The 12,808-nt window shown below is 72.9% G+C and carries 15 protein-coding genes; 9 read left to right on the top strand and 6 right to left on the bottom strand.

Going from position 1 to position 12,808, the window contains the following annotated elements:
• Positions 1 to 185 precede the first annotated feature (185 nt).
• From BR98_RS34650 to BR98_RS34630, 5 genes are all read left to right on the top strand, one after another.
• Positions 186 to 935 (top strand): DUF72 domain-containing protein, encoded by a 750-nt coding sequence (locus tag BR98_RS34650; RefSeq protein ID WP_035851326.1) that lies wholly within the window; start codon positions 186 to 188, stop codon positions 933 to 935.
• Positions 936 to 1,030: 95 nt separating this feature from the next.
• On the top strand, positions 1,031 to 1,519 hold the full coding sequence (locus tag BR98_RS34645) for a glutathione peroxidase (protein WP_035851324.1): 489 nt from the start codon (positions 1,031 to 1,033) through the stop codon (positions 1,517 to 1,519).
• A 176-nt stretch (positions 1,520 to 1,695) separates the two neighbouring features.
• Positions 1,696 to 2,241, top strand: a complete 546-nt coding sequence (locus BR98_RS34640; RefSeq protein WP_035851322.1) for a Uma2 family endonuclease — start codon at positions 1,696 to 1,698, stop codon at positions 2,239 to 2,241.
• 63 nt (positions 2,242 to 2,304) lie between these two features.
• Entirely contained in the window at positions 2,305 to 2,730 is a 426-nt protein-coding gene (locus tag BR98_RS34635; RefSeq protein WP_035851320.1) for a hypothetical protein, read from the top strand.
• A 153-nt stretch (positions 2,731 to 2,883) separates the two neighbouring features.
• Positions 2,884 to 3,444 carry a GNAT family N-acetyltransferase gene (locus BR98_RS34630; RefSeq protein WP_035851318.1) on the top strand — a complete coding sequence of 187 codons (561 nt, stop codon included), beginning with the start codon at positions 2,884 to 2,886 and terminating at the stop codon, positions 3,442 to 3,444.
• 15 nt (positions 3,445 to 3,459) lie between these two features.
• Here the strand turns inward: BR98_RS34630 and BR98_RS34625 are convergent, their stop codons facing one another.
• Entirely contained in the window at positions 3,460 to 4,503 is a 1,044-nt protein-coding gene (locus BR98_RS34625; protein WP_035851315.1) for a nitronate monooxygenase, read from the bottom strand.
• A 29-nt stretch (positions 4,504 to 4,532) separates the two neighbouring features.
• On the bottom strand, positions 4,533 to 5,222 hold the full coding sequence (locus tag BR98_RS34620; protein WP_083977359.1) for a TetR/AcrR family transcriptional regulator: 690 nt from the start codon (positions 5,220 to 5,222) through the stop codon (positions 4,533 to 4,535).
• A 129-nt stretch (positions 5,223 to 5,351) separates the two neighbouring features.
• On the opposite strand from BR98_RS34620, the gene BR98_RS34615 reads away from it, so the two are divergent.
• Together BR98_RS34615 and BR98_RS34610 are read left to right on the top strand one after the other, a co-directional pair.
• Positions 5,352 to 6,323, top strand: coding sequence for a hypothetical protein (locus BR98_RS34615; RefSeq protein ID WP_035851313.1), 972 nt, complete (start codon positions 5,352 to 5,354; stop codon positions 6,321 to 6,323).
• A 245-nt stretch (positions 6,324 to 6,568) separates the two neighbouring features.
• On the top strand, positions 6,569 to 7,501 hold the full coding sequence (locus BR98_RS34610) for a hypothetical protein (protein WP_063774889.1): 933 nt from the start codon (positions 6,569 to 6,571) through the stop codon (positions 7,499 to 7,501).
• A 109-nt stretch (positions 7,502 to 7,610) separates the two neighbouring features.
• Here BR98_RS34610 and BR98_RS34605 read toward each other — a convergent pair whose 3' ends face one another.
• Both BR98_RS34605 and BR98_RS34600 read right to left on the bottom strand, forming a co-directional pair.
• Positions 7,611 to 8,255 (bottom strand): response regulator, encoded by a 645-nt coding sequence (locus BR98_RS34605; RefSeq protein WP_035851311.1) that lies wholly within the window; start codon positions 8,253 to 8,255, stop codon positions 7,611 to 7,613.
• Complete coding sequence (locus BR98_RS34600) at positions 8,252 to 9,556, bottom strand: sensor histidine kinase (protein WP_232247850.1); 1,305 nt, start codon at positions 9,554 to 9,556, stop codon at positions 8,252 to 8,254. Before BR98_RS34600 ends, BR98_RS34605 begins: the two co-directional genes overlap by 4 nt.
• Before the next feature lie 197 nt (positions 9,557 to 9,753).
• On the opposite strand from BR98_RS34600, the gene BR98_RS34595 reads away from it, so the two are divergent.
• Complete coding sequence (locus BR98_RS34595) at positions 9,754 to 10,818, top strand: ABC transporter permease (RefSeq protein WP_035851309.1); 1,065 nt, start codon at positions 9,754 to 9,756, stop codon at positions 10,816 to 10,818.
• On the top strand, positions 10,815 to 11,543 hold the full coding sequence (locus BR98_RS34590) for an ABC transporter ATP-binding protein (protein WP_051970865.1): 729 nt from the start codon (positions 10,815 to 10,817) through the stop codon (positions 11,541 to 11,543). The genes BR98_RS34595 and BR98_RS34590 overlap by 4 nt, the downstream gene beginning before the upstream one ends.
• Here BR98_RS34590 and BR98_RS34585 read toward each other — a convergent pair.
• Together BR98_RS34585 and BR98_RS34580 are read right to left on the bottom strand one after the other, a co-directional pair.
• Complete coding sequence (locus tag BR98_RS34585; RefSeq protein ID WP_324606721.1) at positions 11,508 to 11,843, bottom strand: Uma2 family endonuclease; 336 nt, start codon at positions 11,841 to 11,843, stop codon at positions 11,508 to 11,510. The genes BR98_RS34590 and BR98_RS34585 overlap by 36 nt on opposite strands.
• Before the next feature lie 130 nt (positions 11,844 to 11,973).
• Complete coding sequence (locus BR98_RS34580; protein ID WP_035851306.1) at positions 11,974 to 12,684, bottom strand: GntR family transcriptional regulator; 711 nt, start codon at positions 12,682 to 12,684, stop codon at positions 11,974 to 11,976.
• Positions 12,685 to 12,808: the final 124 nt, after the last annotated feature.

Genomic DNA, 12,808 nt, shown 5'->3' with positions numbered 1-12,808 from the left:
CGACGGGCGATCGCCCCGACCAGGTCGGCCACGGTCGGTGCCCCCGCTGAGCCTGCCGTCACTGCGCCCTCCCCGGCGTTCCATGGCCCTGTGGCCTCGCGGCCCATCGTAGACGGGCGCCGGGAGGGCCGGACAGTGTGCGCGCCACCGATCGGCACACCGGATCCCGGTGCTTTGATGGAGCTATGCCCCTGTTCGTCGGCACCTCGGGCTGGCAGTACGACGACTGGCGCGGCGTCCTCTACCCGCCGAAGACGCCGCGGCGGCTCTGGCTGGAGGAGTACGCGACGCGGTTCGCCACCGTGGAGAACAACAACGCCTTCTACCGCCTGCCGCCCGCCGAGACCTTCGCCGACTGGCGGGCCCGCACCCCCGAGGGGTTCGTGATGGCGGTCAAGGCGAGCCGCTACCTGACCCACCTAAAGCGCCTGCACGACCCGCAGGAGCCGGTCGAGCGGCTGCTCGCGGCCGCCACCGGGCTGGGCCCCCGACTCGGCCCGATCCTGCTCCAACTCCCGCCCACCCTCAGGGCGGACACCCTCCTGCTGGACACCTGCCTGTCCTGCTTCCCGGCCGGCACCCGAGTCGCCGTCGAGCCCCGGCACGCCTCCTGGTGGACCCCCGCCGTCCACGCGGTACTGTCTCGCCACGCCGCCGCCCTCTGCTGGGCCGACCGGGACTCCCGCCCGGTCACCCCCCTCTGGCGCACCACCGGCTGGGGCTACCTCCGCTTCCACGCCGGCCGCGCCCAGCCGACGCCCCGGTACGGGCAGCGGGCACTGGCCAGTTGGACGGCCCGGGTCGCCGAGGCCTGGCCGGACGAGGCCGACGTGTACGTGTACTTCAACAACGACCTCGGCGGCGCGGCGGTCCTGGACGCTGCCGCGTTCGCGGGCGCCGCCGTTCGGGCCGGGCGAACGGTGATCGGGCCGTAGCTCCCGGTCGGCCCGCGCCCCTGACCCGTCGCCCGCCCGGTGGAGTTACGGTGGTGCCTGCCCACGAAGCAGCTTTCCGATCCCAGAGGGAACCCATGAGCCTGTACGACATCCCGCTGCACACCCTCGCCGGTCAGCCCGCCAGCCTGGCCGACTACAAGGGCAAGGCCGTCCTCCTGGTCAACGTCGCCTCCAAGTGCGGCCTGACCCCGCAGTACGCGGGCCTGGAGCGGCTGCAGCAGCAGTACGCCGGGCGCGGCTTCACCGTGCTCGGCGTGCCGTGCAACCAGTTCGCCGGCCAGGAGCCCGGCAGCGCGGACGAGATCCAGACCTTCTGCTCCACCACCTACGGCGTCTCCTTCCCGCTGCTCGAGAAGCTCGACGTGAACGGTGACGACCGTCACCCGCTCTACGCCGCGCTGACCGGGTTCGCCGACGCCGAGGGCGCTGCCGGGGACATCCAGTGGAACTTCGAGAAGTTCCTGATCTCCCCCGACGGCGCCGTCGTGGGCCGCTTCCGCCCGCGCACCGAGCCGGAGGACGCCGCCGTGGTCGCCGCCATCGAGGCGCAGCTGCCCGCCTGAGCACGGCCGCGATCCGGCACGCAGCCACCCCGCCACGACTGCACGGCCCCGGAGTCAGGTACTCCGGGGCCGTGCCGCAAGAACCGCCAGGGGGACCTGAGTCGGCGCCCGGTCCACGCGATGAGCCAGGCCTGCGACTACGCTGGGAGACCGACTCACGTCAGGAGGCGCAGCACATGAACCCAGAGCATTTCGCTCTCCTGGAAGAGGCCCGCAGCAGCCTGCCCAACGGGTTCAAGGTCGAGCTGTCCGGCGACATCATCGTCATGATGGTCAGCCCGTCCGGCCTGCACCAGCGGAACCTCCTGACGGTGCGCCGGCAGTTCGACGCGCACACCCCACCCGACCTGCTGCCGAGCGAGAACACCGACCTGGTCTCCCCCCACGTCGGCAAGAGCCGCAACCCGGACCTGACCTACCTGCCGACCGCCGCGCTGGAGACCACTGAGAACCAGGTCCCGGCCGAGCGGGCCGCGATCGCCGTCGAACTGGTCTCTCCGTCCAACCCGGAGAACGACTGGGTCGGGAAGGTCCGTGACTACCCCCTGATGGGGATCCCGCTCTATCTCCTGATCGACGCCCGGGCCAAGACGGTCACCCTCTTCAGCCGCCCGGACGGCACCCGCTACCACCGCCGCGAGGACATCGAGTTCGGCGAGACCCTCCAGATCCCCGCGCCATTCGACTTCGAGCTGGTCACCTCCGGCCTGCTGCCCTACTGAGGGTACGGTTCCGTCAGTCCCTGTCCCTCAGTGGCCAGCCGTCAGCCGTCAGCCGGAGAAGTGGTGCGCAGAGCCGCCTTTATAGCCCTCGGGCTCGTCCTGTTCGCCGAGGCGATCCCGTGGTTCGTCATCCTCGCGGGGCTCGTCGTTGTCACCCTGACCATCCCGCCCGAGCCCGACCGCCCCTCCGGAGACTGGACGTCGTGGGTCTGGTTCGGGTTGGCGGTCGCCTGGGCGGTGGCCTGTGCCTGGGGTGGAGTGCGGGCGTTCACACACGCCTGGCGGCGCCGGGCGGAGCGGTGGTCCTGGGATCTCGTGCTGCTCGCGATCGCCCACCTGGCGGCCGCCGTCGTAACGGCCATGGAGGGGCTCGAACCCGTGGCCCTCGGCGGGCTCGTCCTCGCCCCACTGCTCGCGCTGGCCGCCATGCCACACAGCGGACCCCGACCTTCGGCAGGCCTGCTGCCGGAGGAGGGATCCTCCTCCTAGGTCGACCAGGGCATGCCCGGCGGATCTTTCCGGATCCGCATGCAACTGGCACCTTCTCGGAGCGCGTCTCGATCTGTGGCGACGTCAGAAGTCGTTGCCTGCCATGGCCGTACGAGGTCGAACCGTGTGGCCGCGAGGATCAGGAGCCGTTCCATGCCGGATGGGATCACCGTGCACCCCGTCGCCTGGCCACCTGCCCCGATCAGGACCGAGCGGCTGGTGCTCCGTGAGTCCGAGGCCCGGGACCGTGCGGCGCTGATCGACCTGATCGCCTCACCGGAGGTGGGCACCTACGTCGGCGGCGCTCGGCCGCGTGACGAGCTCGAGCGCGCGATGCCCGAGGTGCCCGGGCAGCGCTTCGGCTTCTTCGTGGTGGAGCTCGACGGAATGACGATCGGCATGATCACGCTCGATCGCCGCGACCCGGAGCGCAAGGGTCACATCCGCCCGGAAGGCGGGGAGCCCGAGCTCGGCTACATGTTCCTGCCGCAGGCGTGGGGACGCGGGTACGCCACCGAGGCGTGCGCAGCGGCACTCGACTGGTTCACCGCCGCGCATCCCGGCGAGCCGGTGGTGCTCTCCACCCAGACCGCCAACGAGGCGTCGATGCGCGTCGCGGCGAAGCTGGGGTTCACCGAGGTGGAGCGGTTCGAGGACTACGGCGCCGAGCAGTGGCTCGGCGTGTGGTCCGCCATGGCCAGGGCGTCACGGTAGGGGTCGGAGCGGGCACTAGCTCGCGCCCGCTGACCGCGCCTCGCGTGACAGCCGCTCGGTGATCTCCCCGGCGGCCGCCGCCCGGGCCGCCCGGTACGAGGTCCCGGCCCACAGGTGCATGCTCTGCAGATCGCCGGCCCGGGCAGCAGCCGCGCGCAGCGGGGCGGTGAGGTGGTGGACCTCGGGGTAGGCGACGGGGGCCCGGTCGGCGTGCCGGTCGATGAACCGGTTGCGCAGGCCGCGGGCGACCCGCCCGGTGAAGGCCCGGGTCAGGGCGGTCTCGGTGAAGGCGGGATCGGTGAGCGCCGCCCGGTGCGGGGCCGAGGTGCCGGCCTCCTCGGCGAGCAGGTAGGCCGTGCCGAGCTGGACGGCGTCGGCTCCCGCCGCGAGCGCGGCGGCGATCCGCGCACCGTCGCCGAGCCCGCCGGCGCCGATCAGCGGAAGGTCGACGGCGGCGCGCACCGATCCCAGCAGGGCGAGCAGCGGTTCGGTCCCGGGTTCGGCGGCGGCCGAGTGGGTGCCCCGGTGGCCGCCCGCCTCCGGGCCCTGGACGCAGAGTGCGTCCATTCCCAGCCGCGCGGCCGCCCGCGCCTCCGCCGCGCTGGTCACGGTCGCCACCTGGGTCGTGCCCGCGCGCCGCAGCGCGGCGGCCTCGGCGGCCGTCGGCAGCCCGAAGGAGTAGGAGACCACCGGCACCGGGTCCATCAGCAGGGCGGCGATCTTGGCGTCCCAGTCCTCGTCGTCGGCCGCGATCTGCTCCGGCAGTGCGACGCCCAGCTGCTCGGCCTCCGGGCGCAGCGCCTCCCGGTAGCCCGCGACCTCGGCGAGCGCCGCCGGGTCGGTGCTGCCGGGGACGAAGAGGTTGACTCCGAACGGACGGTCCGTCAGCTTGCGGGCGGCGGCGATCTGCTCGGTCATGGCGGCGGCCGTCCGGTAGCCGGCGGCGAGGTAGCCGAGGCCACCGGCCGCGTTCACGGCCGCGACCAGTTCCGGGGTGGAGGCACCGCCCGCCATGGGGGCGGCGATGATCGGGGCGGTCAGCTCGGCGAGGGTGAACACCCGTCCACTGTACGGGGCTGTACGGGCCGTCAGTTGAGCGCACCCCGCGCCGCCGCGACCTGCTCGTCCGCGCAGCCGGCCACCCGCAGCGCCGCGTCCGCCACCGCCTCGGCGACTGTGCCGGCCGACCGGTTCGCGCACTCGCGGGCGATCGCCACCGTGCCTTCGACCAGGCCGAGCACCAGCTCCGAGCGCAGGGCGAGCTCCTGCTCCGGCAGCAGGGCCAGCGGATCCAGCGGGGCCAGCAGCGCGCGGTAGCAGCCTGCCAGTTCGCACCGCATGCGGCGGAAGTCGGCGAACCGCTCGCGGCGCACCTCCGGCAGCTGGTAGAGCGCGCCGAGGTTGGACAGGCCGCCCAGCAGCAGGTCCGCGTCGAACCGGACCAGCGCCCACAACCGTGCTCCGGGCACCGTCTCGGGCTCGGCCAGCAGGCGGCCCGCGTACTCCAGCGAGGGCGCCACGGTGCCGACCAGCAGGGTCGCGAGGATGTCGTCCTTGCTCGCGAAGTGGTGGTAGAGCGAGGCCTGGCGCAGGCCGGCGCGCTCGGCGACGGCGCGGGTGGTGGTCGCGGCGTAGCCGTCGCGGGTGAACAGCTCGGCGGCGGCCGCCAGCACCTGAGCGCGGGCGGCGGCGCCCCGGGCCGACTGCGAGGACGTGGCGGCGGAGGGCGGTGCGGCAGCGACTGGTGAGGCGGGCAGGGACGGGTCGTTCGACGGCATTGCGCGATCCTCCCACAGCCGCCCGCGCCACCAGGCGGAGTAACTCCGTAGCGCGCGCCACGCTGACCCTGCGTAGCTTCGCAATCGAACGATGACGTTCACCCCTCCCCTCTCCTCGGAGTACTCCTCATGCGGATTCCCGCTCTGCTGGCGGCCGCCGCGCTGCTGGCGTTGCCGCTGGCCCAGGCCGCCTACGCCGCTCCCAGCACTCCCGCCGTTCCCGGCTCGGCCGTCCCGCCGATCGCCTCGAAGGCGCCGCACACCCACGGCGGCCCGGCCGTCCGCTCCGGCGCCCCGCTGCGGGCCGGCGCCGGCCACCTGTCGGCGTACAGCAAGGACCTCAGCGTCAGCGTCAGCCCGCCGTCCTTCCCGACCGCGCCCGGCGCCGTCGGAACCGTGCTGGTGACGGTCTGCAACAACGGTACGGAGACCCCGAGCTCCGCGCCCCTGGTGGTCAACGGACCGGGCGACCCGGGCCTGACCCTGACCACCGATCACGCCGGTCCGGTCGACGGCGGCTGGAACTGGATCCGCTTCCCGGTGGCGGCGAACCTGGCGCCGGCCAGTTGCGAGACCGAGCGGATCTTCGCCAACACCATCAGCACCACTCCTGGCCCGCACAGCTACCCCGGCGGCACCGCCGTGGTCACCTGGGACCCGGCCCAGAACCCCGACGACAACTCGGCCGGCTGGGCCTTCGACACCTCCGCCCCGGTGACCAACGCCGTGCTGGAGCTGTGGCGGCCGCCCAAGCCGGCCGGTCCCGGCAACCCAGCCGACTTCGAGATCCTCGAGCGCAACCTCGGACCGTCCACCGACTACCCGTGGCGCGGGCGGGTGGTGGCGCAGCTGCCGCCGGGGTCCAAGTGGCTCAGCTCGGCGCCGACCTACAGCCCGTGCGAGATCTCGGCCGACGGCACCACCGCGACCTGCCCCGACACGGTGAACAACACCTGGGCCAACTTCAACCGCGGTTTCGCGCTGCAGGTGGACCCGGCGGCGACGCCCGGCAGCAGCATCCCGGTGACGATCACTCAGGAGGCGCCCGCCAACCCGGACCCGCACCGCTTCGTGCTGACGGTGCTCATCCCGGTGTGCTGATCCGCGCTGCCCCCGAGTGCTTCCGACTGCCAGCGGCTGCTAGCGCGCAGTAACCGTCCGCGTCAGATTCTGCTGACGCGGGCCGTTTTGTCAGGACAAAGTGCTGTCTGCTGATGTCCTATCAGTAAATTCTGTCGTCTTGTCATGTTCGAAGTATGGACGCCTCCCCGGGCGAGCTGGTTGGGTAGCCGCGCAACCCCCGCACGTCCTGCACCCGCGATCCCTCACTCCGGGAGGACTCCCCCATGTCTATTCGCCCCCGTACCTCACTTGCCCTGCTCGGTGCCGCCGCTCTGGCCGCCATGGGCTTCGCCGGCGCCACCCCGGCCACCGCCGGGGCCACCCACCTCGGCATGAAGCCGCTGCACCCTGGCGCCCACGCCCAGGCGAACACCGCCGCGGCCGCGTCCCGCAACACCTTGAAGCTCAGCTCCAGTGCCAGCCAGGGCGTGGTGTCGCCGACACCCAAGGTCTACCTGGTCTTCTGGGGCTCGCAGTGGTCCAATGACCCGGCGGGCGTGGCGCCCGACATGCAGGCGATGTTCAAGGGCCTGTACGGCAGCCAGGACACCTGGGGGACGATCCTCTCCCAGTACTGCGAGGGCCTCGCCAAGGGCACCAGCAACTGCGGCACCAACGGCACCCACATCCAGCACCCGACCAGCTCGCCGCTGGCCGGCACCTGGTTCGACAACAGTGCGGCCGAGCCGTCCAACGCCACCGCCGCGCAGATCGCCGCCGAGGCGACCAAGGCGGCCGCGCACTTCGGCAACACCACCCAGACGCCGAACCTGAACGCGCAGTACGTGATCGTCTCCCCGACCGGGACGCACCCGGACGGCTTCCCGAGCAGCGGCTTCTGCGCCTGGCACGACAAGACCAGCTCCTCGTACGGCAACCTCGCCTACACCAACCTGCCCTACGTGCCCGACACCGGCATCGACGGCTGCACCACCCTGACCGACGGCCGCGCGCTGTCCGGGATCGAGTCCACCGAGACGCACGAGTACGCCGAGACGGTGACCGACTTCTGGCCCAGCATCGGCTGGAACGGCGGCGGCGGCGAGATCGGCGACGAGTGCGAGAACATGGACGCCTTCGTCACCCTCTCCACCGGCAGCTTCGACCTGCAGGGCCTGTGGTCCAACAGCGCCAACAAGTGCGTGACCAAGGGCTGACGCTCCCCTGACGTCCGGCCGGGCCGACTTGACTCCGGGTCAGGTCGGCCCGGCCGGATCAGTTCTCGGCCCAGCTCAGTTCTCGGCCCAGCTCCGTTCTCGGCCCGGCTCAGGCCGGCCGGATCAGTCCGCTGCTGAGGCCCGCGGCGATGGCGGCGGTGCGGCTGTCCACGCCGAGCTTCTCGTAGATGTGGACCAGGTGGGTCTTGACGGTGGCCTCGCTGATGAACAGGCGCTTGGAGATCTGACGGTTGGCCAGACCGGCGGCCAGCAGCTGGAGGATCTCCGCCTCCCGGGGTGAGAGCGTGGGCCGCCCGGCCCGCACCCGCCCGAGCAGCCGGGCCGCCACCGGGGGTGCCAGCACCGTCTCGCCCCGGGCCGCCGCCTGGACGGCGGCCACCAGATCCTGCGGCGGGGCGTCCTTGAGCAGGTAGCCGGTGGCCCCCGCCTCCACCGCGCTGAGGATGTCCGCGTCCGTGCTGTAGGTGGTCAGGATCAGCACCGCCGGCGGATCCGGCAGCGCGGTGATCCGCCGAGTCGCCTCCACCCCGTGCATCCCGGCGCCCATCTGCAGGTCCATCAGCACCACGTCCGGCCGGGCCTCGCCCCGCTCCGCCAGCTCGTCCAGCAGTTGCAGCGCGGCCGCGCCGTCGCCCGCCTCGCCGACGGCCGTCAGCTCGGGCAGCTCGTCCACCAGAGCGCGCAGACCACGCCGCACCACCGGGTGGTCGTCCACCAGCATGACCCGGATCATCGCGCCACCACCTCGCTGCGCAGCGGCAGTGACGCAGCCACCGCCGTGCCCTCCCCCGGCGCCGACTCCACGGTCAGGCTCCCGCCGAGCGCCGCGATCCGCTCGCGCATCCCGTGCAGGCCGAACCCGCCCTGCACGCCTCGCCCAGCACGCTCGCCTCGCCCGCCACGCCCGTCCGATGGCCGGCCGCCGAGCGGCTCGAAGCCCACGCCGTCGTCGAAGACGTCCAGCGTCACCGCGTCGTCCAGATAGCTCAGCGTCACCGCGATCTGCTGCGCCGCCGCATGCCGCACCGCGTTGGCCAGCGCCTCCTGGGTCAGCCGCAGCAGGGCGACCTCCGCCTCCACCGGCAGCGGGTGCGGCTCGCCGTCTAGGTGGAAGGCCGCACCGCGCCCGGTGGCAAGGCGGCGCAGCGCCTCGCTCAGGGTGGCGTCCTCCAGGGCCGGCGGAGTGAGCGCCTGGACGAAGCTGCGGGCCTCGGCCAGGTTCTCCACGGCGGTCCGGGCGACCTCCTCGATCCGGTCCGCAGCGACGACCGGGTCGACCGGCAGCGCGGCCTGCGCCGAGCGGGCCAGCAGCACGATGCTGGACAGGCCCTGGGCGAGCGTGTCGTGGATCTCGGCGGCCAGCCGCTGGCGCTCGGCGAGCCGCCCGGCCTCGCGCTGACTGCGCGCCAGCTCGCCCCGGGTGAAGACCAGGTCCTCGATCAGCCGCTGCCGCTCACGGTTCTCCCGGTAGAGCGCGGCGTAGCCGTAGGCGGTGAGCAGCGCGACCAGCAGACCGGCCAGCGGGCCGAGCACCTTCGCGGTGGTCAGGCCGCCCTCGGTGCCGGCCTGGGCGAAGACCACCAGGCCGGTCAGCCCGAGCACCGCGGGCAGTGCCCAGCGCACCGGCAGCAGGTGCAGGCAGACGAAGTAGAGCGGGAACGCCAGGTAGCCGAACTCCGGGTGCAGCACCAGCAGCACGCCCCAGAGCGCGACCACGGCGGCCAGCCAGCCGGCGGCCCAGCGGCGGTCGGCCCGGATCCGTCGGACCCGCCCGCCCAGCGCGTAGGCCGCGCCGAGGACCAGCGCCAGCACCGTCGCGCCCGCACCGAGCTCGCCGGTCAGCAGGCCGCGCACCACCAGTACCGCCAGCAGGGTGAAGAACAGCCCGTGCAGGGCGAGGTTCATCAGGCGCAGGGCGGGCGTGCTCACAGAATGTCCGGCGGGGGCCGGCTCGGCGAGGTCGGGGTGCTGCGGGTCGGCGTGGTCAGCGCGGTCGGGTCGGTCGGTGTGCTCGTGACTGTCTGGGCGGCTCACGCCTCCCGAGGGTACGGCCTGATCCCGGCCGATCCGGACGCCGTGGCATCAACCGTTCGATGGATTCCCGGCTCCACCGGTGGATGGGCTCCGGATGCACTCCTCTACCCGATGGCAGCCGGGCCCCCGGTCGCGAAGGTGGAGGGGTACTCAGCCGCGCACCGCCGGGGCTGCCGTCGCCGACCGAGAAGGTACCCGTGTTCGTCGCCCTGCGTGACATCCGCTTCGCCAGGGGCCGCTTCGCCCTGATGGGCACGGTGGTCACCCTGATCACCACCCTGGTGGTCTTCCTCTACGGGCTCACCGGAGGGCTGGCCTCCGCCGCCTCCTCCACCATCGCCCAGCTGCCCGCCGACCGGATCGTCTTCGGCACCCCGGCCGGGGCCGAGCCGACGGTCTCCTTCAGTTCGAGCAGCATCTCCCCGGCCGCGGCGAGCGCTTGGGCGAGCGCTGCCGGGGTCTCCTCGGTCAGCCCGCTGGGCCTGTCGATGACCCGGCTGACCGGTGACGGCGCCGCCGCCGCGGTCAGCCTGGTCGGCACCTCGGCCGCGCTGCTGCCGCCGGTCGCCTCCGGCCGGGCGCCGCAGGACGGCGAGGTGGCGGTGGGTGCCGCGACCGCCACGGCGAACAAGCTGGCGGTGGGTCAGCAGGTCCGGATAGGGGCCCGCACGCTGACCGTCTCCGGCATCACCGCCGACCGCTCGTACGCCCACGCCCCGACCGTCTGGACCACGCTCACCACCTGGGAGGCGGTCAGCGGCCAGTCCCAGCCGACCGCGCTCGCCCTGCGGGTCGCCTCCGGCGCCGGCCTGGGCACGGTGCCGAACACCAAGGCCGTCCCGCTGGCCGACGCCCCGGCCGGGATCGACGGCTTCGCCGCCGAGCAGGGCAGCCTGCAGCTGATCCAGGGCTTCCTCTTCGCGGTCAGCGCGCTCGTGGTCGGCGCCTTCTTCACCGTCTGGACGGTCCAGCGCAAACCGGACATCGCCGTCCTCAAGGCGGTCGGCGCGAGCAGCGCCTACCTGGTGCGCGACGCCCTCGCCCAGGCCGCCGCGGTCCTGCTGGCGGGCGCGCTGCTCGGCGGCGCGGTGGGCGCGATCGGCGGCGCCATCGCCTCCACCGGAGTGCCCTTCGACCTGAGCGCCGCGAGCGTCGCCGTGCCGGTGGCCGTGATGGTGCTGCTCGGCCTGCTCGGCGCCGCACTCGCGGTGCGCCGCATCACCTCCGTCGACCCGATGGCCGCCCTGGGAGCCAACCGATGACCACCACCGTGCCCGCCGTGGCGACCCGTACCGGCCTGGCCCTGCACGAGGTCACCCTCAGCTACCCCGACGGCGAGCAGCGCCTCACCGCCCTCGACCGGGTCTCCCTGACGGTCGCCCCCGGCGAGTTCCTCGCGGTGGCCGGCCCCTCCGGCTCGGGCAAGTCCAGCCTGCTCGCGGTGGCGGCCACCCTGCTGCGCCCCGACTCCGGGCAGGTCCTGATAGACGGTCAGGACACCGGCGCGCTCAGCGCGAAGGCGCGCACGGCGCTGCGCCGCGAGCGCCTCGGCATCGTCTTCCAGCAGTCCAACCTGCTCGCCTCGCTCACTGCGGTGGAACAGCTGCTGGTGCTGGCCGACCTGCGCGGCGAACGCCCCCGCGCCGCCCGCGAACGCGCCGCCGAGCTGCTGGCCTCGGTGGGCCTGTCCGGCCCCAAGCAGCAGCGCCGCCCGCACCAGCTCTCCGGCGGCGAGCGCCAACGCGTCAACATCGCCCGCGCCCTGTTCGGCCGACCGTCCGTGCTGTTGGTCGACGAGCCCACCTCCGCCCTGGACCACGAGCGCGGTGCCCAGATCGTGGACCTGCTCAGCGAGGTGACCCGCGAGCACCGGACGGCCACCGTGATGGTCACCCACGACCGCGAGCTGCTCGGCCGGGTCGACCGGGTGGTGGAGATGGCGGACGGTCGGCTACTTCTCCGGCCCGAGCACGGCGTCGACCTCTAGGGTCACCTCGGCGCCGATCGAGGCGGGCAGGGTGAAGGACTCGCCGGGGCGGTGGATGGTGTGGATCCGGTACTCGCCGTCATGGGGGTCGGTGAGGACGCGCAGAAGACGCTTGGTGCGGTCGACGATCACGTACACGGGGATGCCCGCGCCGGCGTATGCCAGCGGCTTCTTCCGCACGTCATCGCCAAGGTTGGAGGATGTGACCTCCAGGACCAGGCGAAACACGGACGGGTCGTAGCAGTTGAACGAGATCTTGTGATCGGCGAAGTCGGAGTCCACCAGCGCGAGGTCGGGGATCGCGTAGTCGGACGGTCCCGAGGGCAGCCAGAGTCCGACCGCCTGGAGGACACGTGACTCATCGGCGTGCAGGCCCCGCAGCGAGGAACCGGACCATGAGATTCCAGCTCATTCACCCGAACGGGTACCCCTACCGCATCCCCAGCCGCAGGGCCGGCTTCTCCTCCTCCAGCTCCTCGCGGCCTTCCGCCCACAGGGAGCGGACGTGGCCGAGGTGGCGGGCCATGCAGGCCTCGGCGGCTTCGGCGTCGCCGGCCAGCATCAGGTCGAGGAGTTCGAGGTGTTCCTCGGCGGAGGAGACGAGTTCGCCGCGCTGGTCGAGGCGGGTCAGGCCGTAGAGGCGGGAGCGCTTGCGCAGGTCGCCGACCACCTCGACCAGGCGGGCGTTGCCGGCCAGGCCGAGCAGGGTCAGGTGGAAGTGGCGGTCGGCCTCGAGGTAGGCGATCAGGTCGTGCCGGCGGGCGGCGGCGACGATGGCCTCGGCGTCGGAGCGCAGCGCCTCCAGCTGCTGGGGGGTGGCGGTGCGGGTGACCCGGCCGACGGTGGGGACCTCGATCAGGGCACGGATCTCGGTGTAGTCGTCCAGGTCGCGCTCCGTCATCTCGGTGACCCGGAAGCCCTTGTTGCGGACCGCCTCGACCAGGCCCTCCCGGGCCAGGTCGAGCATCGCCTCACGGACCGGGGTGGCCGAGACGCCGAAGTCGGCGGCCAGCGCCGGGGCTGAGTAGACGACGCCGGGGCGCAGCTCGCCCGAGATCAGCGCGGCCCGCAGGGCGTGCGCGACCTGGTCGCGCAGGCGCTCCTGGACGGAAATGAGGGGGCGGGGCTTTGACTCGGTCACTGCGGTCCTCCGGACGGTGCGGAGCACCAGCGTACAATGTCACGTTTCGTCGGGCGCTCCCGATCGTCCCATCATCCCGCTTGACGTCCTATCAGGGAACTCCGGGGCACCGAATGGCCACGGA

It is taken from the genome of Kitasatospora azatica KCTC 9699 (assembly GCF_000744785.1).
Taxonomy (GTDB): domain Bacteria; phylum Actinomycetota; class Actinomycetes; order Streptomycetales; family Streptomycetaceae; genus Kitasatospora; species Kitasatospora azatica.
The sequence above is the reverse complement of the archived record's forward strand: the minus strand, read 5'-3'. Positions and strand labels throughout refer to the sequence as shown.

Coding starts and splice junctions, on each gene's coding strand:
- BR98_RS34590 (WP_051970865.1), top strand. CDS start 10,815: ATGACCACCACCGTGCCCGCCGTGGCGACCCGTACCGGCCTGGCCCTG.
- BR98_RS34645 (WP_035851324.1), top strand. CDS start 1,031: ATGAGCCTGTACGACATCCCGCTGCACACCCTCGCCGGTCAGCCCGCC.
- BR98_RS34630 (WP_035851318.1), top strand. CDS start 2,884: ATGCCGGATGGGATCACCGTGCACCCCGTCGCCTGGCCACCTGCCCCG.
- BR98_RS34615 (WP_035851313.1), top strand. CDS start 5,352: ATGCGGATTCCCGCTCTGCTGGCGGCCGCCGCGCTGCTGGCGTTGCCG.
- BR98_RS34605 (WP_035851311.1), bottom strand. CDS start 8,255: ATGATCCGGGTCATGCTGGTGGACGACCACCCGGTGGTGCGGCGTGGT.
- BR98_RS34610 (WP_063774889.1), top strand. CDS start 6,569: ATGTCTATTCGCCCCCGTACCTCACTTGCCCTGCTCGGTGCCGCCGCT.
- BR98_RS34620 (WP_083977359.1), bottom strand. CDS start 5,222: ATGCCGTCGAACGACCCGTCCCTGCCCGCCTCACCAGTCGCTGCCGCA.
- BR98_RS34650 (WP_035851326.1), top strand. CDS start 186: ATGCCCCTGTTCGTCGGCACCTCGGGCTGGCAGTACGACGACTGGCGC.
- BR98_RS34640 (WP_035851322.1), top strand. CDS start 1,696: ATGAACCCAGAGCATTTCGCTCTCCTGGAAGAGGCCCGCAGCAGCCTG.